Origin of the sequence: Protofrankia coriariae, from assembly GCF_001017755.1 — a bacterium.
Taxonomy (GTDB): Bacteria; Actinomycetota; Actinomycetes; order Frankiales; family Frankiaceae; genus Protofrankia; species Protofrankia coriariae.
Window position 1 is genome coordinate 41,238 of sequence record NZ_JWIO01000007.1, and the last position, 19,820, is coordinate 61,057.

Consider the following 19,820-nt stretch of genomic DNA (forward strand, 5'->3'; position numbering starts at 1 on the left):
ATTGGTTTCTGTTGAGTGCTCGTGCCGATGGTAGGGCAAAACCTCGGCGTGGCATCGGTGCGGACCTCCCCGTCGATTCGTCGCCATCGCCCACGCCGGCGGGCACCAGCCGCTTTTCGGTACCGGACGTCGCCGCCCGTCCAGATACGGGCAAACTGTCTATATCAGTTGTGTGATTTATCTCCGGTGATGTTCCGGGGATTCCGCTGACGGGCTTCCGGCCGGTTCGTCCATGGCCGTGTCACGGCCCGGGCCCGGCCATGGGCCGTTCGGTGAACAGGGATTCGTACCGGCTCCGGAACCAGCGCACCGCAAGGTGGGCCGGTGTGTTCTACCGGACACTGGCCACGGGTGTTTGTGGCCGCCCAGTATGGTTGGTGGCCGAACCACCGAAAGAGCCGACGGTGAGCGGATCATGCTTCTTTCGCGCCCAGGGATTCGGGAGGCCCGGCCTCCGGCCATACGAGGAGAGGCCATGACGACCCGGTCCACCCTCACGGCTGGCGGATCCGGGCGGCAGCTTGCGACGGTCTTCCTGCTGATGCTCGTCGTCGGGGCTGTTCTCGGCGGGACGGCCAGCTATCTGACCACGAAAAGTGCTCAAAACGGCGATCCAGGTGACATCATCATCGATACCGCTCCTGAATCACCGCCAAGTGCGACAGCGAGTGTGTCGACAGCGCCCGTTGGCGCGGGCGTCGTCCCGGTCGCCGGTGTGTCACCGGATACCGCGCCGGCCGTCCCGGCCGCCCTGGCCTCGCTGGCCGCCAGCACGCCGGGCTCGAGCGCGCCGCCCGGTGAGCAGCCCGCGGGCCAGGGCGCGGAGCAGGGCGCCACCGCCGTTGGCGGCCGTCCGACCGGTGGCCCGGACGTGCCGGGACCCGCCTCGGCGTCCCCGACGCCCGCTCCTACGAGGCGGCAGCCGACGCCGGGCCCGGCGACCACCGCGCCCGAGCCGGCCAGCACCACCGCGGCGCCCGGGCCGGTGCCGTCGTCCGCGGAGCCGACGCCGGTTCCTCCGCGGCCCAGCCGGTGACGTGTTCTGACGGTCCAGAACCAATTTCTGACAGCAAGGAATAATTTCTGACGGTCAGGGGCCGGGGCCGTTCCGGCTGTTTCCGCCGGTACCGGGCCCGTTCGATATCCTGCAGACTTTCCAGCGCAGTAAAATCGTGAACATAGATGCTGTGACGATGGTCGGGTCAGGCCGATACCCCGACTGGTCGGACCGGCGGCCCGGATATTCCGCGCCGGTGCCGGCGCACGGTATGCTCCGGCTCGCGGCCGGGTTGCCGCATCCGCCGCCGCATCCGGCAAAGGGGCGCAGACTTCCTTGGAGCACGTTGACGGCAGTTCCGTGAGCGGGCCGGCCGGGAATGTCCGCGACATGTCGGTGGTCCCGGGATGCCGGCCCTGCGGCGGCAGGCGGGACAGTTGCCGGTGGGGAGCTTCACGAGCTCTCCGGACCCGGCAGCCGTCCGGCCCCCGGCCAGTCATGTGGAATGCCCGGAGACGGCCTTTTATCAGGAACAACGTGAGACATGTCAGAACGTCCTGACCGGTTTGCCATCGATGTGCCGCCGCGTCTTCTCGTCGGACTGGGCAGTGGTATTCTGTTGCTTGTTGTCCTTGCTTTTGCCGAATCGCTGGATCTGCTTGCGTTCGCCGCGGTCCTGAGCTATCTGGCAATCTACCTGTTTTCGTTCGTTCTGCTGCGCCCGCCCCCGGAGCGGGATGTGGAGCCGGCGCCGGTCAGCACCCGCCGGCAGTCCACCGATAATCGTGACCAGCCATCCTGAGGCGAATCCGCCTGGCACCGCTCGAACCTGTTGCCGGGTCAGGCCGTCTCGTTGGCCAGTCGTACGAGTGCTCCGCCGGCGCGCATGAGGTCTGTCAGGTCCTGCTGGTCCAGCTGCCGCAGCCGCCGGAAATACCAGCCGTCGACGATGTCGCGTGAGCGGGCGACCGCGGCAAGGCCTTCGGCGGAGATCCGCACGATGAACTGCCGGCCGTCGTACTCGTCGTGTTCCCTGATCACTAGGCCGCGTTCGGCGAGAGTCGCCAGCGCACGGGTCATCGATGGTTTGCGTACGCCTTCCAGATGCGCGAGCTGTGTCGGAGTCAGCGGGCCCAGCCGTTGCAGTGTGGACAGGGCCGATATCAGACTGACCGGAAGTGCCTGCGGATCCCGTTGTCGTTCGGCCCGCTGTGCGCGCGCAAGTCTGGTTATCGACGTTCGCAGCGCGGTCACGAATGCCGGGTCGATACGGCTGCCTTTGTCGTTCTCGGGTAGGCCTGAATCCCCGTCGACGGCCGGGGACGGCCGGCGTCCCACGGACGGCGGACTGCTGGTTGACTGCACGGGCACGGTCATTGCCCCATGGTAACGATGGTCCGGTCCGCCGGCGGGCCGAGCGCACCTTCCCGGCGGGACGGCCGTGACATTCCCGGATCCAGGATTTTTCGCGCCGATAATGCCCTGGGTCACGACAGTCGGTCAGGCGATATGGCGACAGCGGTATCCAGGGGAGATTCCATGGTTACTGGTCGCCGTAAACCAGCGGAATTCACTGGTATCCGTAGGTGGTCGCTACTCTTCACTGGATTACGCATGGTCCGGTCACCGCTGTTCCAGAAGCCAGGCCAGGGCGCCCGGGAAACGGCCCGGGGAACCTTCTCGGTCGCTGCTGGTTCATGCCGTGCCGGGTTCGTGCTGTGCCGGTTCACAGCGCGCCGTCGTGGTCCGCGGTGGGCAGGGTCCGCCGCCGATCGTGGCGGTCCCGGACCCGCTGGTAGATCTCCAGGGAGAGGTTGAGAACGAGGCGCCCCTCATGGGCCGAGCGGCGGAAGGTGTCGGACTGGATACCGAAAAGGCGGGCGGCCCGTTCTCGGCGCTGGTCAAGGGTCAGGCCGAGGGTGCCCGGCCACAGGCACAGCATGATTCCGATTGCTTCGCTGTGCGGCTGTTCCATGGCGGCGACGGCGGCGGTGAGCATCCGGTGCGCGCGCAGCGCCCGGTCGTGGATGGCCTGCCGGGGCATGCCCGCCTCGGCGGGCCAGACCAGGTCGACGAACTCCGGAGCGTATGTGATCAGCTCGGCGGGACGGCCGCCGCGACGGAGCATCCGGATGAGCTGGTTGTGAATTTGTTGCGCTGTTGCTGTTTCCATCGTGTGATTTGGCCGTTCCTTTCCGCGTAGCCGGTCTGGTAGCTACCAGTTTTCTGTACCAGTTCGCCGCGCGGTAGGTGTTCGGGGGACTACGTCGGTCTCTCGGCTACCAGTTTGATGCCATTCTCGTGTCGGTTTCCGTCCCGACGATCGACTTGGGATCTACCAGACACAGGCGCTGCATTCTGCCACGGCGCTGATGTTCACTGTTCCGTGACAGGCGAATCCTGCCCCAGCGGGTGTCGCCAGTGACGCTGTCCAGCGAAGCCGTCGAGCCGTGCGTCGCTCGTCATGACAGCCGCCTCGAACAGGAAGTGATCCCCGGAAGTGATCTCAGGCAGCGATCTGAAGGGCTGGCGATGACAAACTGTGACGATTCCAGGTCCGGATGCTCGCGGAGGCGGGGCAGGCGTATCCGCCCCGTGGACGCTGTGGGCACAGTGGATGCCGTGGATGCCGTGGATGCAGCGGACGCCGTACCGTGGCCGGAAGGAGTCGAAATGACGGCCGTACCGCTGTCGCGGCAGTTGTCGCGGCAGCCGGCACGGCGGCCGTCGTCCGGGCCCGCGGCGGAATCGCCACCATCGCTGTACGCGGCGGTTCTCTTCGGTGGGGACGACCGATCGACCGTCACGGAGGTGGTGATTCTGTTTGAAAGCGCCGCCGCTGCCGACGGGTATGCCATGGAATGCGGCTGGGACGACTATGCTGTCGGTGCCGTCCGTTTCCATCTTCCGCCGCGGATCCGCAGGGTCCGGTGGGTGGCGTGAAAAGGCCGCTGAATCGATCGGGCCGGTGGTCCGCCCACGCGGTGGTGTGGAACGGGTTTACACCGGGGTGCGGCAGGCGGAGATGAACTGGGTCAGCGCCTCCACCCGGTCTGATGGTGCGTCGACGGCGTGCCTGATGACCCGGATCAGATGTTCGTAGGCGTCGGTATGGTCGTATCGTGCGGTGTCCGCGATCCGCAGCGCCCACCGCCAGTATCCCTTGATGGTGTCCGCCAGCGGCATCCGGAAGTTCGCTATCACGTCCCGAATCGGTTCCACGACGGCGTCGCCGTACCGGATCAGATATCGCTCCACCATGTCTGCCATGAACGAGAAGTGACGGGCCTCGTCCCGGCTGAGCCGGTTCAGGATCTCCGCGAGAACCGGCTCGTCGATCACGGCGCGGAGCTGCTGGTAGTAGAGCTGCGTCGCTTTCTCCTGCACGAGGGTGTAGGTGAACAGCGAGACCGGACTGTCGAAGGGCAGGATGAACCTCCGCCGGCCTTCCTCGGCGAGCTCGAGGCGCAACCGTTCGGGTTCGGCGAGCCCGGAGGCCACCTGATAGCGGAAGAGAGCGCGGGCATGAGTGTCCTCCTCCTGCGCCCAGCGGACCGTGAAGTGGTACAGCTCCCGGTTACGGACGAAGTCCGCCGGGTCGACATCCTCGTCGAGGGGGAAGAACCGGTTGTAGAGAGCGAAGTAGCCGGGAAGGTGATCCTCGATCAGAGTGACGAAACGGACCGCGGACCGTTGCCCCTCGGTCAGTCTCCCGCAGTCCGCACTGCTCCAGTCGAAGTCGCCCTCCACGTCGAAGCGGCGTGCCGATGGCGAGGCAGCCATGAACGAGGTGACCGCATGCTCGATGTCGGCGGCCGGCAGGAGCCGGCTCACATCCTGTTCGGACGGCACTGCCGCCGGGGTTCCGTCCACGACGGTCATCGATCCTCCCACCGCTTTTCCAACATTCTTGCTGGCCCGACAGACGGCCACCGGGCCGGAGCGGCGACAGTGTCGCAGGTCGGGGAATATGCCCTGGTCCAGCAGGCCGGAGTGCCCCTGACAAAGGCCGAAAGGCGCTGTGATCGTATTTTTGTCACGCCCGGGATTCCGTCATCGTGTCTTTCGGCACGTCAGGGCGTAGTGCTTGGTGGTGTAACCCCACCCGGCGTTGGCGATCTCCAGGTAGCGTTCGAGTTCGCCGGTAAGACCCGGTCGGATCCGTTCGATGTCGTCGGTGGCGGAGCGGACGTTCGTCAGCCAGTCGTCGATCGTGCGGCGGTAGTCCGCGGTGAGGTCGTCCAGGCCGACGATGGAGAATCCGGCGTCCTCGGCGCCACGGACCAGGTCGGACAGCGGGCGCATGTCTCCCCAGCCGAAGATTGTTTCGCCGACGAACCGGGTGCCGGCGCGACGGTGGAACGCCCCGTGCGCGGCCGCGTTGCGAAAGCAGCTTTCCGACACGTAAAGGGTGCCACCGCGACGCAGCAGCGCCCGGGCCCTCGCGAACACGGCGGTCAGATCGGGCATGTGCACGATGGATCCGAGCATGGTCACCGCGTCGAAGCTGCCGGCAGGCAGGTCGATCTCCTCGAAATGCCCCTGCCAGGTGCTGACCTGGTCGGCCACGCCGAGTTCACGGGCCCGGCCGCTGATGTAGGCGTGCTGGCGGGCCGCCGGGCTGATGCCGGTTGCCCGGCAGGCGTGTTCCCGCGCCATGAACAGCAGCAGGGAGCCCCAGCCGCAGCCCACGTCGAGCAGCCGCTCGCCGCCTCGCAGCCCCAGGCGCTCGGCGACGAAGCGCAGCTTATTGATCTGAGCGTCCGCCAGGGTGTCCGTCTCGGACCGGTACAGCCCGCAACTGTACTTGCGCGACGGGTCGAGGAAGAGTCCGAAGATCTCCGGGTCGAGGTCGTAGTGCTGGTTGGTGTCGGCGAGGGCGGTGTCCGTTCTCGGGCCTGTGATCGTCATCATGACGGATCCGGTGTGAGGACCTTCGCCACCACCAGCGCGATGTCGTGGACGGAGGAGATACCGAAGACGTCTTCGTCCTCCAGTTCGATGTCGAAATGCCGCTCGATTCTGGAGATCATCCGGAGTACCTTGACCGAGTCAGCCCCCTCGATCGAGCGGAGGTCGGTGGCCGAGGCCACGCTGTCGGCGGCGAGGCCGAGTTCGCCGGTCACGATGTCGGTGACAACAGCGACGATCTGTTCATGGGTGACGGACAATTTTACTCCAAAACATATTTTGCCCCACAGCACAGGGTTGCTGACGGCGCGAAAAGGATGGTCACGCGATCTCTGGCCGGATCTGTCCCGCTGGCCAGACCGGCCGGACCGGATACGGCCGGTGTCATACCAGTGCTTCGGCCAGCGCGCGCCGGATACGCGCGTTGCTGGCGAGGTCCAGACCGGTCAGGGCGCCGAAGGCCCGGCGGATCTTCACCTGGAGGCGGTCGAGTTCGCCGGCACCGCCGACCTTGGTCAGGAAGAACTCGAAGCCGGTGTCTATCGTTTCGTACTCGCGCAGTTCCGGCAGTTCGCTTTTGAAGACGCTTACCGGATGCCTGATCCGTGTGTCGGAGGTGTACACATAGAGCGTTTCGAGCACCGACGGCAGCTCCCGCGGATGTGCGGCCAGCCGCCTGCGGGCGAAGTAGATGAACTCGCGGGCGTGGGCTGCCTCGTCCCGGCTGGCGTCCCGCATGATTGTCCGCAGCACCGGTTCGGCCACCCAGTCCGAGACGGCCCGGTAGACGTGGTTCACCGTCAGTTCCGAAATGATATTTGTCGCGAGGGTGGCGGCCGGTGTCGTGCCGGGCGCGTACGGTTCCCGCATCGCTTCGACCGGAGCCGCGTCGATGTGGACGTCCAGAGCTTCCAGCCAGGCCCGGAACGCGTAGTGGTGCTGAAGTTCCTGAAAACCCCAGATCGCCACGAACGCGGAGAAGTCGTAGTCATCGACGAATTCGTTGAAAAAGCCGTGCTGGGCGGCTATCGAGTTCGACTCGCCCATCACCGCGCTTTTCGCCAGCGTGACGTAGTCGGGGTCGACCAGGTCACGATCGATCTCGTCGAACGGCAGGTCGGCGAGTTGCCACTGATGACGTTCATACTGGCGGAAGACATCGTAACTGTGCATCGGCTTCCTTCGCGGACTTCGCGTGCGGGCTGCTGCGGGCTTCAGGGCCGGGCCGTCCCGGGCTGCCCGCGTGGGGGTCACGGGCGTGCGGGCTTCGTGGCCGGAGCACATCGGGCTGCTACATCGGGCTCTGCTACACCGGGCTCTGTTGCGCTGGAGAACTGGGCGGCGGGCCCGCGATGTCAGAGCGGAGACTTCCATGATTGTTCGCGGATGGCCAGGCGTTGGAACTTGCCGCTGGATGTGCGGGGGAGCGTGCTCGGGGGCACCAGGTGTACCGCCAGGTCGGACAGGCCGAGTGTTCCGGTGATCTGGGCGCGCAGGTCACCGGCGAGCCGGTCACGCGCGGCCGGGTCGTCGAGACTCGTCTCCGCGAGCAGAGTGATCACTTCCGCCCCGTCGCCGTCGCTTCCGTCGGCACCCTTGCCGCGTCCGTCTCGGCCGCCGTCACGATCACTGTCATGGGTGCGGCCGGCAACGGCCACGCAGCGGCGCTTGAAGACCCCAGGGATGTCGCGGGCGATGCCTTCGACGTCCTCGGGGTAGAAGTTCGCCCCATGAACGATGATCATTTCCTTTGTTCGTCCCGTGACGAACACGTCGCCATCCAGTCGGAAGCCCAGGTCTCCGGTGCGCAGCCAACCGTCCGCGGTGAAGGTGTCGTCGTCGGTCCCCTCCGCCAGCAGATAGCCGGACGTCACCGGATCCCCGCAAATCTCGATCTCGCCGACCTGTTGGTCGTCGACGGGCAGCCTGCCGGCATCGGGGCCGGAGAGCCGCAGGTCGACTCCGCGTACCGGCCGGCCCACAGCGACGACGGCCCGCGCGTGTGGATGCCCGGGGGGCACCTGCCAGACGCGCCCGGCGTTGGCCAGCAGGTCCCGGTCGACCCAGACCGACACCGGCGGCCGGCCCAGCGGAGGAAAGGTGACTGCCAGCGTCGCCTCGGCCATCCCGTACACCGGGAACATCGCCTCAGGGGCGAAACCGGCCGGCGCGAAGTGTTCCAGGAACCGTTCGACCGACGCCAGGGCGACGGGCTCGGCGCCGTTGAAGGCGACCCGCCAGTGCCGCATGTCCAGCCCCGCCACCTCCAGCGGGGGCATGGCCGCGACCAACTGGTCGTAGCCGAAGTTGGGAGCGGGGGAGATCGTCGCCCCGGACGCCAGGAACTGGCGCAGCCATCGCGCCGGGTCCTTGACGAAGGACGCGGGTGACCACACCGTCATGGGGACGTTGCGCAGGATCGCGGACAGGGTCGCGAACAGGCCCATGTCGTGGAAGAGGGGCAGCCAGCTCCCGCCTCCGTCGCCGTCCCGGCCGAGGGCGATCCCTTCACTGATCGCTTCGATGCCCGCGAGCGTGTTGGCGTGGGTAAGCCGGACCCCCTTGGGAGCGGCGGTGCTTCCCGAGGTGAACTGGACGATGGCCATCTCGGCCGCGTCGACCAGGGGCAGCCGCCCGGACGCAGGCGCGGCTGCCAACAGATCGCCGGCGCAGACGAAGGCCACATTGCCCACGGCGCCGTCGAAACGGCTGGCCAGCCCCCGGAAGCGGGAGGAGACGACCACATCGCGGATGCCCGCGACCGACACGATCCGCGCCAGCCGGTGCGCGTGCCCCGCCAGATCCCAGGCCGCCGTGGGCAGCGGCAACGGGCAGGCCGCCGCGCCGGTCCTGGTGATGGCGAACAGCGCCTGGAGGAATTCAGGCGCGTTCTGGCTGAAGATCCCGACCCGGCTGCCAGGCCCGATGCCTGCCGCGGCCAGCGAGCGCGCCATCACGCGGGTGGAGTCAGCGAGCTCACCGAGGGTGATCGACGCCGGCTCAGACGGGAAGTCGACCCGGGTGTCCCTGCCGTGGGCGGCGACCCGGTCAAGCGCATCGTGCAACGTGCCGGTGACCATGCGGCCTCCCTCTGTCCACGAAGAGCCGGCCGTCGCCTTCTTCGCGCCGTCGCCTTCTTCTCGTCGCCGTTTCTTCATGTCGCCGTCTCCGGTGACCGCCGGTTGGGACGTGCGCACTGGGTGGCCAGTGGGCGAATCGTGCCCGCCGTGCCGTGAACGCCGTCATCGGCAAAATTGTTCGGCGGCGTGCCGAAGACCGTCAATGGTTATTTTCCGATCGTATAGATCCATTCGGGAAAGCTATCGGACGAGGCCGGATCCGATGGTTTGCGGGCAGGATTCCCACACCATTTGTCGTCGCTTCGTGCCTCGTTCACCACCGAGCCGTGACGGGCTGGACGAAAGCTGGGGAAAGCGGCCGGTGAACATCCTGCCGTAATGTGTCGGACGCCGGTCAGGCGGTGGCCGAACCGCTGCCGGTCCGACCCGCCACGAAGACTCTGACCCGCTACGAAGACAGCGGCCAGAGCATCGCCAAGGACCGTTGGGATGCCGAGGACCGTTGAGAACGGCCCTCGCTCCGCCCTGCCGGGTGCCATGAACTCCACGGCGCTGCGGGCCTGCGTCACCGCGGGGGTGATACCCGCCGAGGGGGNATACCCGCCGAGGGGGTTCCAGGCCACAGACCGCTGACGAGCGTCGCGCCGGCTCCTGGACGGGTGTCGACGGTGCCGCTGGGCCTGCCAGACGTACCCGGCGCACACCCCGGGCCGGGGCACGGCATCCCAGCGGCACACCCGGCCTGCTGAGCGGCGACGAAGGCCGGACGAAGGCCGTGAGCAGTGACGATAAGCGTTCGTAATCGTACGTCTGAAAGTTACTCGTTGCCAGGGCCGCGGGCTGCCAGCAACATCGCTGGAACCGGGGGAACCGTGCGCCCCCAATTCCCAAACTCCAAAGTTCCCCGACGGCATCACGAAGATCCACGCACCGCGCCGTCGGAGCGCCTCGGCGCACCACACCACACCAGTACTCCGGGGTCCCTGGATTCCGGTATTTCAGAAGATCGGATATTCCACAGATGCATCTCACCGTCCTCGGCTGCCGTTCGGGAATGCCTTCCGGTGGCCAGGGCAGTTCGGGTTATCTCGTGAGCACTGACAGCACCAGGATCCTGCTGGACTGCGGTCCCGGTGTGGCGCTGGCGCTCAGCTCGATAGGGCATCCAAAAATGTTGGACGCGGTAGTGATCAGTCATTTCCACCTGGACCACTGCTACGATCTGCTGCCGATCGGAAAAACTCTCCTGAGCCGGCATGCGCGGTATGGCGCGTCCTTCCCCACCCTGCCGGAGATCCGGGACGCCGCTGACGCCGCCCCGCTCACGCCGATTCCGCTCTATGTGCCGGCCGGTGGGCGCGCGACCCTGCGGAAGCTCGCGGAGCTTTTTCCGGTGGCGACCATTCCGCTGCTGGACAGGGCGTTCGACCTCGCCTTTGACGTACGGGAGTACGTCCCGGGCGAGAGTTTCACGGTGGGTGACTGCACGATCAGCATGCACGCGCTGCGGCACGCCATCCCCAACTGCGGTGTCCGGCTGGACGGCCCGACGGGCAGCCTCGCCTACACCGGCGACACCGGTTGGACCGACGCGTTGATCCCCCTGGCCCGCGACGTGGACCTGTTGTTGGCCGAAGCCACCCTGGAGCTCGCCGACAACGGGCCGCACGGTCATCTGTGCGCCACCGACGCCGGTACCGCGGCGGCCGAGGCAGACGCCGGGCAACTCGTCCTGACCCATTTCATCTCCGCCGACTCGCGGTGGCTGGCGGCCCGGCAGGCCGATGCCCGCCAGGTCTTCGCCGGCCCGGTGCACATTGCGGCGCCGGCCGCCCGGTTCGACACGTGGATTCCCGGGGGCATTCTCGGATGATTCCCGGGACCGCCCGCGGCCGGCCCCGCGCCGGCCAGCCCGTACTGCCGGCCGCTGCGCCTCCGGCCGATGTCCCGGGAGGCGGACGTGGCTGACGATGCCCGGTCCGTCGGCTGGCGCCCGTCGCCGGTGGAGATCTCGGTGGTGTGGTGCGATTTCGGCGGTGTGCTGACCTCCCCCATCCCGGAGGCGTTCGACCGGTTCGTGGCCGCGGCGGGGGTGCCGGCCGCGGCCCTGCGGTCGGCCATCGACGCCGTCGCCGGCGAGCGCGGCATGCGGATGATCGAACCGCTGGAACGCGGGCTGATGACGCAACACGAGTGGGGCCTGCGGGTCACCGCGGCGCTTGCCCCGGAGTGGACGCCACGGGTCGACCTGACCCGTTTCGGCGACCACTGGTACGAGGGGCGGCGGATGAACAACGCCCTGCTCGGCTGTTTGGCCGACTGCCGGCGCCGCGGGCTGCGGGTGGGGCTGCTGACGAACAGCGTGGCCGAGTGGGAACCGCACCGCGCGGCGCTGATGCCCGACGCGGGCGTGTTCGAGGTGACCATCAACTCCCACGAGATCGGGCTCCGCAAGCCCGACCCGGAGATCTACCAGACGGCTGAGGACGCCTTCGGCGTGGCGCCCCGGCAGTGCCTGCTCATCGACGACACACCGGTCAACTGCGCCGCCGCCCAGGCCCGCGGCTGGCAGACGATCCTGCACAGCTCGCCGGAACAGACCCTGGAGCACCTGGCGCGATTGTGACGGTAGGTGTCCCACCCGCACCGGGGCAGGGTGGACAGTCGGCTACTGCGCGTTTCGGGCTGTGTCCACGGGCTGCAGCAGGCAGGTGCTCGTTCCGTGGGCTATCAGCTTTCCGGCGGGGTCGGTGACGCGCGCTTCCGCGAGCGCGGTCCGTCTGCCGACGTGGATCGCCAGGCCCTCACAGGTGAGCTGGTCCGCGTCCAGTTTCACCGACCGGACGAAATTGACCTTCAGCTCGAGCGTGGTGTAAAGAATCCCGTCGGGGAGCCTGGTGAAGACCGCGCTCCCCATGGCGGTGTCCATGAGGGTCGCGAGAACTCCGCCGTGCACGGTGTACATCGCGTTGGCCGTGGCCGGTGAGGGCGCGAGCGTGTAGACCGTCCGGCCCTCGTCCACCGACTCGAGGGTGATACCGAGTGAGTGGCCGACCCCGATTCCGGCCTGTAGACCGTAATCCAGCAGCTGCCGTAGTTCCCGAATGCGGTTCTGCGCGGCGGACTCCTCCCGCGTTCCGTTCACCTGCACGGACTCGCCTCCTTTGTCTCCCGCCGTGCTCTTGTCTCCCGGGGCTCCAGTTGCCGTGTTGCCGGCCGCGATATTCTGCACGCCACCCGCATGCGGCCCCGGCTCGTCCCGCACCCGGGACGCTCGTCACCGGACGATACGCCGATATCCGCTGGAACAGGACCACGGAACGGTGGACCGCTGGTGAACGTTCTGTTGCCCCACGGTGGGTGAACGAGCTTTTCCATTTTCCCGGATTTTCATTTCCGGGAACGGAACTGTCCGGAAAGCGGCATGGACGGCTGTTCGGCCGGCGGGATATTCCTGGCTGTGCCGGCCGGCGCCGGTCACCGGCCCAGCCGGCGCTACCCGCACCTGCCTGGATCAACCCGCCGTCGCAGGCAGCCGGGCAGCCGGGCGACGCCCCAGAGCAGAACACTCGGTAGCTTTTACAAGATTTCGTCTCGTTGGTGTCGACAGGTTCCGCCGCCGTGAGCCGGCAGTCGAACCGGCCGGGTGCCGTGGGTGCCCGTTCGCTACCCGACAAGGCCGGCTACCCGGATGTGTCGCCTCTGGTCAGAGCCCGGGCATCCTTCATCAGAAGGAACAGATGGAGCGGGTGGGTGGGAGACGGTTCGAACCCGAAATGCAGGTAGAACTGCCGAGCCTGGTCGTGCAGTGCGTGTACGAGCAGGCTCGCACACCGACGATCTCCGCTGCCGCGGTGGTACGGGTGATCGCGTTGCGTAACAGGTGGGCCTTACAGGTGGAACGGAAATCCCTGACGGCAGGCCGGTGACGGTGGGCTGGTTGAGGTTACGCGACGCTTGGCTGCTGTGGCTCCGCCGTGGGTATGGCCCGGCTGGCGTGATCGCCCCGTTCGCGTAGCACGATCACCGTCACGACGGCACCGGCCAGCGCCCCGGCCGCGGCGACGATGAAGGTGACGTTCATCGAGGTGACGGCATCACCCCGCTGTGGCGAGAGGACACCCGCGAGCGCCACCCCGAAGACGGCCCCGAACTGCCGGAACGTGTTCATCGCGCCGGACGCGGTACCGGCGAGATCGGCCGGTACCGCGCTCATCATCGCCTGGATCGCGACCACACCGCTGGACAGGGGTATGCCGGCGCCGAGCAGCACCAGCGCCCATCCGTAGGTGAAATAGCCGCCCGCGTCCTCGACGAGGGTGAGTCCGCCGAGCCCGGCCGCCACGAGGAGCAGGCCCAGGAGCATGGTCGTGCGGGTCCCGAGCCGGGCCACCACGGCTGCCGCGCCCATCGAGGCCACGCCGAGGAACCCGGTGAGCGCCAGGAAACGCACCCCGGTTTCCACCGGTGACAGGTGCCGGGTCTCCTGGAGGTACACGGTCAGCAGGAACAGCACCGCGTACATGCCGAACAGGCCGAGGAAGTTCACGACGCAGGCCACGGCGACCGCGGGAACGCGCAACAGGCGCGGCGGGAGCATCGGGTGTGAGCAGCGGATCTCCCACCGCACGAAGAGCGTCAGGATCACGGCGCTGCCGAGCAGGAGCCCGAGGATGACCGGCGAAGACCAGCCGAAGCGGCCACTTTCGATCATCGCGAACGTCAGTGATCCGCTACCGAGCACGAACAGCGTCTGCCCCACGGTGTCCGGCCGGCTGGCGGCTTCCCGGTCTTTCCGGACGCCACCGGCCGGTGCCGTGCCGGGCAGGCCGTCGTGGCGTTCGTCGACGGCCCGGCCGTTCGGGGACGGGGACGGCCGGCGGGGAGGGGACGAGGGCAGGGTCCAGGACAGGCCGGCGAGCGCCACCACGCCGATCGGTAGATTGATCCAGAACATGCTCTCCCAGCCGGCGGTCTGGACCAGCAGCCCACCGATGATCGGTCCGAGTGCCACCGCCGTACCGGCGACGCCACCCCACACGCCGATGGCACGGGTCCGTTGCCTCGGGTCCGCGAACAGTTCGGCGGTGACCGCGAGCGACAGCGGTACGACCGCTGCCGCGAACACGCCCTGGCCGCCGCGCGCGGCGATCAGTATTCCCGGGCTCGGGGCGAGCGCGCAGGCCACCGAGCAGGCTGTGAAGCCGGCGGTTCCGGTCAGCAGGGTCGCCTTGCGACCGAAACGATCGCCGACTGATCCCGCGGTCAGCAGCAGGCAGGCAAAGCCCAGGGTGTAGGCGTCCAGGAGCCACTGGGCGGCGGTGACGTCGGCGTGGAGATCGGCGCGGATCGCCGGCACGGCGACCGGAGTGATGCTGGCGTCCAGATAGACCACGAAGGTCGCCACGCAGACGAGCGCGAGCCGGATCGAAGGACTGTCGCGGCGCGACGTCGAAGCGGGTGTTCCGTCTGGCCTCATGAAAACATCCCCTGCCGGTGGTCATCTCATGACGTGTGGCATGCGGCACTCGCGGTGGGTTCCAGAAATCGGTCGTACGATAAGATCCGACATTTTTCGTGGCTGGTCGTACGTGCGCGAAGCTGTTCCGCCAGTGTAATATCCGTGTGTGCGCGGACGAGTCGAGATTGCCAGGTGGTAAACGTCACGGCAACGTTCCGGTAAATGTTCGCAAAATGGCTGGCCAAGAGAATACGTCGCCGTCGTCCCTACCGATCGTCTCCGCCGATCGGGCGATTGTGTCTGCCAAATCGACGTTGACACCGTCCCGGCAGGTTCACACACTACTGAGGTGCCCGCCGATGCCCGGCCCCAGGTTCCCGATCCGTCGTCCAACCGGCCGGCCACGGGAGTGCTGTGAACGGGCGAAGTTTTTGTGGCGGCTTTCGTGGTGGTGTTCGTCGGGGATTTTCTTCGTATTCATGCCCGTCCGCATCCCGACGTCGCCGGTGAGTTCTCGTTTCTCGACATCGGAAATCGTCGCCGCGAGTAGGTGGTTGATATGCAGCAGTACAAGTCCGGGGACGGTGTCGTTCTTCCCGGGGATCGGGGCCTCTCCCTCATCCTGGACGAGGGCGTCCGGCTGGCCCCGGACCGCCCGGTGCTGAGCTGGCAGAACGCCGCCGGCTGGCAGGACGCCAGCTACCGGCAGTTCGCCGACCACGTCCGGGCCGTCGCCAAGGTGCTGCTGGCGCACGGGGTCGCGCACGGTGACCGAGTGGCTGTGCTGGGACGGACCAGTTACGAGTGGGCCGTGGTGGACTTCGCGGTGCTCAGCATCGGCGCGGTCACGGTCCCGATCTATCCGACGGCATCCGAGCAGCAGGTGCGCCACCTGCTGGTCGACTCCGCGGCGAACTGGTGCTTCACCGAGACCGAGGAACAGCGGGTCCAGCTCGACCGGATCGGCGGGGCGGCCCTGCGCGTCGGCGCCTGGCCGCTGGCGGCGGTCTGGGCCTGGCGGGACGCCGACCAGGACGGGCCCTGGGACGCCGAGTTCGACGAGCGCCGCGCCAAGGTGCGCGCCGACGACCTCGCGACGATCGTCTACACCAGCGGCACCACCGGCATGCCCAAGGGATGCATGCTCACCCACCGCAACCTGTACGCGTCCTCCGCCAACACCGTCGAACACACCGGTGACCTCTTCCGCACCGCCGACGGAGAGCAGGCGGCGACCCTGCTGGGCCTGCCACTGTCGCACGTCTTCGGCCGGACGATCCTCATCGCCTGCCTGTACGGGGGCACCCGGACCGGTCTGGTGGCGGGCATCCCGGAGCTGATCGGGCAGTTCCCGGTGTTCCGGCCGAGCTTCCTCGCGCTCGTGCCGTACGCGTTGGAGAAGATCCGCAAGCGGGTACGCGTGCCCGCGGCCGGCGGGGCCGGCGTGGTCGACGCCGAGGCGGAGCGGGTCGCGATCGAGTTCGGCCTCGCCAGCGCGCGCGGGCTGCCGGTCGACGACGGCCTGCGCGCCGCGCACGCCGTGTTCGACGAGCGGGTCTACAGCCGGGTACGGGCCTCCTTCGGTGGCCGTTTCCAGGATGTGATCTGCGGCGGCGCGTCGCTCGACGACTCGACCGCGGCCTTCTACGGCGGAGTGGGGGTGCGGATTCTCAACTGCTACGGGCTGACCGAGGCCGCGACGGCGGTGACGGTGAACGTCCCGGCCACCAACCGGATGGGCAGCACCGGGCGCCCGATCCCGGGCACCACGGTGGCGATCGCGGACGACAGCGAGCTGCTCATCCGCGGCCTCAACGTCTCGCCGGGGTACTGGAAGGGAAGCCCGCAGCCCACCGACCGGGACGCGACACAGGGCGGTGAGGGCCCGTGGCTGCACACCGGCGACCTCGGCCGGCTGGACGACGACGGCTTCCTCTACATCACGGGCCGCCGCAAGGAGATCCTGGTCACCAGCGGTGGCAAGAACGTCGCGCCCGCTCCGTTGGAGGACCGCGTCCGGCTGCATCCGCTGGTGAGCAACTGCATGGTGGTGGGTGACGGGCGGCCCTTCGTCAGCGCGCTGGTGACGATCGACCCCGCCGCGCTCGCCGGCTGGAAGGCGAGCCGAGGGCTTGCCGCCGACGACGACTCCTGGAGCCACGACCCCGAGCTGCTCGCGGAGATCCAGACCGCGGTGGACGACGCGAACAGCCTGGTCTCGCGCGCCGAGTCGATCCGGGCGTTCCGGGTGCTCGCGAGCGACTTCACCGTGGCCGCCGGGCATCTGACGCCATCGATGAAGCTGCGCCGTAACGTCATCGAGGCCGAATTCGCCGCGGACATCGCGGCGGTGTACGGCTGACCGCTTCTTCCTTCCTCCTCCCCCTCCTCCCGCTCCCTCCTCCCACCGTCCGGTGAACTGGTGGAGAATTCTCCACGTATTTTTTCGGGCATTCTTCCGTACCGTTCCCGGATTATGGGTTGATTGTGTCGTCCAATCGGACGATGTGTCTCGGCAGTAGCTGTTGACTCTCGTTCCGACAGTTGTGGAAAATCGATTCGTACCACTGCCGTGTGTAATATCACCGCGGGCTTCGCCGGGTTCACGACAGGAGCACACTACTCATGTACGACGTCATCGTTGTCGGTGCGCGCTGCGCCGGTTCACCTCTGGCGCTGCTGCTCGCCAGGCGAGGCCACCGGGTCCTTGTCGTCGATCGGGCAACCTTCCCGAGTGACACCGTCTCGACGCACTACATTCACCAGACCGGCCTTGCCCGGCTGCGGGACTGGGGCCTGCTCGACCGCCTCGCGGCGTCGGGCGTCCCGCCGATAAGAAATCTGATCATGTCCTACACTGGCATTCACATCGAGGGCTTCGCCGACCCGATCGAGGGCATCACCGAGGTCTACTCCCCACGGCGCACCGTCCTGGACAGCATTCTCGTCGACGCGGCGCGCGCGGCCGGCGCAGAGGTCCTCGAGGGGTTCACCGTCCAGGATGTGATCTTCGAGGACGGCCGGGCGGCCGGTATCCGGGGCCAGCTCGGCGACGGGCCGGCGCAGGAGTTCCGCGGGTCGTTCGTCGTCGGCGCGGACGGCCGGAACTCGACGATCGCGGACAAGGTCGGGGCTGACTTCTACCGGGTGGTCCCGGCGAGCTGCTTCGTCTACTACTCGTATTTCAGTGGCCTGGACTGGACCTTCCAGCACCGGACCGGCTTCAACGAGCAGCAGATAGGCACGTGGCCGACCAACGACGGTCTGAACCTGCTGTCCCTGCTGCGCCGGCGGGAGCACTTCAGCGCGTTCCGCACCGACGTGGAGAACAACTTCCACGCGGTGTACGACGAGGTCGTCCCCGAACTCGGCGAGGAACTGCGGGCCAAGGGGAAGCGGGAGGAGAACTTCCGGGTGATGCGTTACCCGGACAACTACTACCGCCGCTCCAACGGGCCGGGCTGGGCGCTGGTGGGGGACGCCGGATACCACAAGGACCCGTTCACCGGCTGGGGAATCACCGACGCCTTCGTGTACGCCCAGCTCCTGGCGGACCACCTGCACGAGGGGCTGGCCGGCGAGCGTCCGATCGACGACGCGGTGGCGGAGTACGCCAGGCTCCGCGACGAGCGGAGCAAGAGCACCTTCGAGTTCACGTGTATGATCTCCGAACTCCTTCCCCTGCCCCCCTTCTTCGACTCGGTACTGCGCGCCGCGAGCCAGAGCCCCGAATACACGAAGAAGTTCTACGGGATGATAGGCGGGGGTATCCACAGCGAGGAGTTCTTCGCTCCGGAGAACCTGGAGAAGCTCTACGAAGAGGTTGGGACGCCGCGGGACAAGCGGCTGCTCACGGCCGCCTGACCGCTTCTCGCCCATATCTGCCGACATCCGCCTGTATTGTTCCGCACCTGCCCCGCTTCTCGATCACCAGGTGCCCTGGTACCGGGGGTCAGGGGAGCGGGGAGCCGGTGAACCGGGCGGCGCGGCAGGAGGACGAACGCGCCGCCCGCCGCCCCTGCGCGGCTGCGGCGCCGACACAGACCAGGAGCGTGCCCAGCCGTGAACGCCGCACCCAGCGCACTCACCGAGTCCGCCACGGGCAGCGCGCCCGCCGCGCCCAGCGCGGGCGACGGCCCGCGGCGAATCGCCGAACGCACGAAGGCGTTCGTCCAGGAACATGTCTTCCCGGTCGAGCGGGAGATCATCGTCAGCGGGCGCCCGATGGACGACGCGCTGCGGGTGCGGCTGCAGGAGGAGGCACGTCAGGCCGGGGTCTTCGGCCCGCTGTCGCCGGTGGCCTACGGCGGGCTCGGCCTCGACACCCGTGCCCTGGCGCACGTGCTGGAGGCCGCCGGCGCGAGCCTGATCGGCCCGATCGCGGTGAACGCGTCCGCCCCGGACGACGGCAACATCCACCTGCTCGCCCACCTCGCCACCGCCGAACAGGCGCGGCGGTACCTGGAACCGTTGGCGCGCGGTGAGATCCGCTCGTCCCTCGCGGTGTCCGAACCGTCCCCGGGGGCGGGGTCGGATCTCACGATGCTGCGCACGGCCGCCGAGAAGGCCCCCGGCGGCTGGAAGATCAACGGAGTGAAGCACTTCGTCACCGGAGCCGACGGGGCGGCGTTCAGTATCTGCATGGCCGCCACCGCCGGCGGCGGCGCGACCATCTTCCTGGTGGACCAGGACAACCCGGGGCTCACCGTCGGCCGCCGCATGCCGACGCTGGACCACAGCGCTCCGGGCGGCCACTGCGAAGTGACCTTCGACGACTGCTTCGTACCCGACGACGCCGTGCTCGGCGAGGTCGGGAAGGGCTTCGAGCAGATCCAGGCGCGGCTGGCGCCCTCCCGCATCATGTTCTCGATGAGCTGGCTGGGGGTGGCCGTGCGGGCGCACGAGATGGCGGCGGCGCGGATCGTCGGCCGCGAGGCGTTCGGGGCGGCGGTCGCCGCCCACGGGATGGCCCAGGCCCACGTCGCCGACAACGAGATCGACATCACGGCCGCCCGGGCGCTCGTCCACTCGACAGCCGCCGTGATCGACGAGCGTGGCGCGCTCAGCGGCGCCGCGCGCCACGCGTCCGCGATCACCAAGACCTTCGTGTCGGAGGCGGTCTGGCGGGTGCTCGACCGCGTGGTCCAGCTCTACGGCGGGCTCGGTGTGTGCGAGGACGAACTGGTCGCCCGCTTTCTTGTCGAGGCGCGGGGTTTCCGGATCTACGAGGGCCCGTCCGAAGTGCTGCGCTGGTCCATCGCCCGCCGGGTGCTGCGCGCTCACCGATGAGGCCGGTCGACATCGCCGGTGGCGCGGACAGCCGGTGGCGCGGGCGTCTTCTCTCCCGCCCCGCGCGCTCCTGCCCGCACGG

General features: G+C 68.0%; 18 protein-coding genes. 9 read left to right on the plus strand and 9 right to left on the minus strand.

The features are described 5' to 3' along the window. Positions 1-475 precede the first annotated feature (475 nt). Positions 476-1,036 (plus strand): hypothetical protein, encoded by a 561-nt coding sequence (locus tag FrCorBMG51_RS06655; RefSeq protein ID WP_047222223.1) that lies wholly within the window; start codon positions 476-478, stop codon positions 1,034-1,036. Positions 1,037-1,541: 505 nt separating this feature from the next. Next, positions 1,542-1,799, plus strand: coding sequence for a hypothetical protein (locus tag FrCorBMG51_RS06660; RefSeq protein WP_047222224.1), 258 nt, complete (start codon positions 1,542-1,544; stop codon positions 1,797-1,799). A 38-nt stretch (positions 1,800-1,837) separates the two neighbouring features. Here FrCorBMG51_RS06660 and FrCorBMG51_RS06665 read toward each other — a convergent pair whose 3' ends face one another. Together FrCorBMG51_RS06665 and FrCorBMG51_RS06670 are read right to left on the minus strand one after the other, a co-directional pair. Then, on the minus strand, positions 1,838-2,368 hold the full coding sequence (locus tag FrCorBMG51_RS06665) for a MarR family winged helix-turn-helix transcriptional regulator (RefSeq protein WP_157180418.1): 531 nt from the start codon (positions 2,366-2,368) through the stop codon (positions 1,838-1,840). Between the two features lie 355 nt (positions 2,369-2,723). Next, complete coding sequence (locus tag FrCorBMG51_RS06670) at positions 2,724-3,170, minus strand: hypothetical protein (RefSeq protein ID WP_157180419.1); 447 nt, start codon at positions 3,168-3,170, stop codon at positions 2,724-2,726. A gap of 500 nt (positions 3,171-3,670) precedes the next feature. Here FrCorBMG51_RS06670 and FrCorBMG51_RS06675 point away from each other — a divergent pair, with 500 nt between their 5' ends. Then, positions 3,671-3,940, plus strand: coding sequence for a hypothetical protein (locus FrCorBMG51_RS06675; RefSeq protein ID WP_047222226.1), 270 nt, complete (start codon positions 3,671-3,673; stop codon positions 3,938-3,940). A 57-nt stretch (positions 3,941-3,997) separates the two neighbouring features. Here the strand turns inward: FrCorBMG51_RS06675 and FrCorBMG51_RS06680 are convergent, their stop codons facing one another. The 5 genes from FrCorBMG51_RS06680 to FrCorBMG51_RS06700 all read right to left on the minus strand — a co-directional run bounded on the left by FrCorBMG51_RS06680 (position 3,998) and on the right by FrCorBMG51_RS06700 (position 8,988). Then, positions 3,998-4,879 (minus strand): acyl-ACP desaturase, encoded by an 882-nt coding sequence (locus FrCorBMG51_RS06680; protein WP_047222227.1) that lies wholly within the window; start codon positions 4,877-4,879, stop codon positions 3,998-4,000. A gap of 171 nt (positions 4,880-5,050) precedes the next feature. Beyond that, the gene (locus FrCorBMG51_RS06685; protein WP_047222228.1) at positions 5,051-5,911 is read right to left on the minus strand and encodes an SAM-dependent methyltransferase; all 861 of its coding nucleotides are present in this window, start codon (positions 5,909-5,911) and stop codon (positions 5,051-5,053) included. Further along, positions 5,908-6,168, minus strand: a complete 261-nt coding sequence (locus tag FrCorBMG51_RS06690) for an acyl carrier protein (RefSeq protein WP_047222229.1) — start codon at positions 6,166-6,168, stop codon at positions 5,908-5,910. The genes FrCorBMG51_RS06685 and FrCorBMG51_RS06690 overlap by 4 nt, the downstream gene beginning before the upstream one ends. Positions 6,169-6,292: 124 nt before the next feature. Next, positions 6,293-7,081 (minus strand): ferritin-like domain-containing protein, encoded by a 789-nt coding sequence (locus FrCorBMG51_RS06695; protein ID WP_047222230.1) that lies wholly within the window; start codon positions 7,079-7,081, stop codon positions 6,293-6,295. Between the two features lie 182 nt (positions 7,082-7,263). Continuing rightward, complete coding sequence (locus FrCorBMG51_RS06700) at positions 7,264-8,988, minus strand: AMP-binding protein (RefSeq protein WP_047222231.1); 1,725 nt, start codon at positions 8,986-8,988, stop codon at positions 7,264-7,266. Positions 8,989-10,009: 1,021 nt separating this feature from the next. Here FrCorBMG51_RS06700 and FrCorBMG51_RS06705 point away from each other — a divergent pair. Further along, a complete protein-coding gene (locus tag FrCorBMG51_RS06705; RefSeq protein ID WP_047222232.1) occupies positions 10,010-10,861 on the plus strand; it encodes an MBL fold metallo-hydrolase in 852 nt (283 codons plus the stop codon). Positions 10,862-10,948: 87 nt separating this feature from the next. Beyond that, complete coding sequence (locus FrCorBMG51_RS06710; RefSeq protein ID WP_047222276.1) at positions 10,949-11,614, plus strand: HAD family hydrolase; 666 nt, start codon at positions 10,949-10,951, stop codon at positions 11,612-11,614. A gap of 42 nt (positions 11,615-11,656) precedes the next feature. On the opposite strand, the gene FrCorBMG51_RS06715 is transcribed toward FrCorBMG51_RS06710, so the two are convergent. Continuing rightward, positions 11,657-12,139 (minus strand): PaaI family thioesterase, encoded by a 483-nt coding sequence (locus FrCorBMG51_RS06715; RefSeq protein WP_043606559.1) that lies wholly within the window; start codon positions 12,137-12,139, stop codon positions 11,657-11,659. 589 nt (positions 12,140-12,728) lie between these two features. Here FrCorBMG51_RS06715 and FrCorBMG51_RS34520 point away from each other — a divergent pair. Continuing rightward, positions 12,729-12,917: a hypothetical protein gene (locus FrCorBMG51_RS34520; RefSeq protein ID WP_047222233.1), complete on the plus strand. Its 189-nt coding sequence runs from the start codon at positions 12,729-12,731 to the stop codon at positions 12,915-12,917. Positions 12,918-12,934: 17 nt separating this feature from the next. On the opposite strand, the gene FrCorBMG51_RS06725 is transcribed toward FrCorBMG51_RS34520, so the two are convergent. Then, the gene (locus FrCorBMG51_RS06725; protein WP_047222234.1) at positions 12,935-14,467 is read right to left on the minus strand and encodes an MFS transporter; all 1,533 of its coding nucleotides are present in this window, start codon (positions 14,465-14,467) and stop codon (positions 12,935-12,937) included. A 541-nt stretch (positions 14,468-15,008) separates the two neighbouring features. Here FrCorBMG51_RS06725 and FrCorBMG51_RS06730 point away from each other — a divergent pair. From FrCorBMG51_RS06730 to FrCorBMG51_RS06740, 3 genes are all read left to right on the plus strand, one after another. Next, entirely contained in the window at positions 15,009-16,811 is a 1,803-nt protein-coding gene (locus tag FrCorBMG51_RS06730) for an AMP-dependent synthetase/ligase (RefSeq protein ID WP_047222235.1), read from the plus strand. A gap of 263 nt (positions 16,812-17,074) precedes the next feature. Further along, a complete protein-coding gene (locus FrCorBMG51_RS06735; protein ID WP_047222236.1) occupies positions 17,075-18,313 on the plus strand; it encodes an NAD(P)/FAD-dependent oxidoreductase in 1,239 nt (412 codons plus the stop codon). A gap of 198 nt (positions 18,314-18,511) precedes the next feature. After that, entirely contained in the window at positions 18,512-19,738 is a 1,227-nt protein-coding gene (locus tag FrCorBMG51_RS06740; protein ID WP_086055293.1) for an acyl-CoA dehydrogenase family protein, read from the plus strand. The last annotated feature ends 82 nt before the right edge of the window (positions 19,739-19,820 follow it).

What these genes read in the sequence shown, in the direction of transcription:
- FrCorBMG51_RS06700 (WP_047222231.1), bottom strand. Translation starts at nt 8,988, where the DNA reads ATGGTCACCGGCACGTTGCACGATGCGCTTGACCGGGTCGCCGCCCAC.
- FrCorBMG51_RS06695 (WP_047222230.1), bottom strand. Translation starts at nt 7,081, where the DNA reads ATGCACAGTTACGATGTCTTCCGCCAGTATGAACGTCATCAGTGGCAA.
- FrCorBMG51_RS06730 (WP_047222235.1), top strand. Translation starts at nt 15,009, where the DNA reads ATGCAGCAGTACAAGTCCGGGGACGGTGTCGTTCTTCCCGGGGATCGG.
- FrCorBMG51_RS06685 (WP_047222228.1), bottom strand. Translation starts at nt 5,911, where the DNA reads ATGATGACGATCACAGGCCCGAGAACGGACACCGCCCTCGCCGACACC.
- FrCorBMG51_RS06655 (WP_047222223.1), top strand. Translation starts at nt 476, where the DNA reads ATGACGACCCGGTCCACCCTCACGGCTGGCGGATCCGGGCGGCAGCTT.
- FrCorBMG51_RS34520 (WP_047222233.1), top strand. Translation starts at nt 12,729, where the DNA reads ATGGAGCGGGTGGGTGGGAGACGGTTCGAACCCGAAATGCAGGTAGAA.
- FrCorBMG51_RS06680 (WP_047222227.1), bottom strand. Translation starts at nt 4,879, where the DNA reads ATGACCGTCGTGGACGGAACCCCGGCGGCAGTGCCGTCCGAACAGGAT.
- FrCorBMG51_RS06705 (WP_047222232.1), top strand. Translation starts at nt 10,010, where the DNA reads ATGCATCTCACCGTCCTCGGCTGCCGTTCGGGAATGCCTTCCGGTGGC.
- FrCorBMG51_RS06675 (WP_047222226.1), top strand. Translation starts at nt 3,671, where the DNA reads ATGACGGCCGTACCGCTGTCGCGGCAGTTGTCGCGGCAGCCGGCACGG.
- FrCorBMG51_RS06725 (WP_047222234.1), bottom strand. Translation starts at nt 14,467, where the DNA reads ATGAGGCCAGACGGAACACCCGCTTCGACGTCGCGCCGCGACAGTCCT.
- FrCorBMG51_RS06735 (WP_047222236.1), top strand. Translation starts at nt 17,075, where the DNA reads ATGTACGACGTCATCGTTGTCGGTGCGCGCTGCGCCGGTTCACCTCTG.
- FrCorBMG51_RS06670 (WP_157180419.1), bottom strand. Translation starts at nt 3,170, where the DNA reads ATGGAAACAGCAACAGCGCAACAAATTCACAACCAGCTCATCCGGATG.
- FrCorBMG51_RS06660 (WP_047222224.1), top strand. Translation starts at nt 1,542, where the DNA reads ATGTCAGAACGTCCTGACCGGTTTGCCATCGATGTGCCGCCGCGTCTT.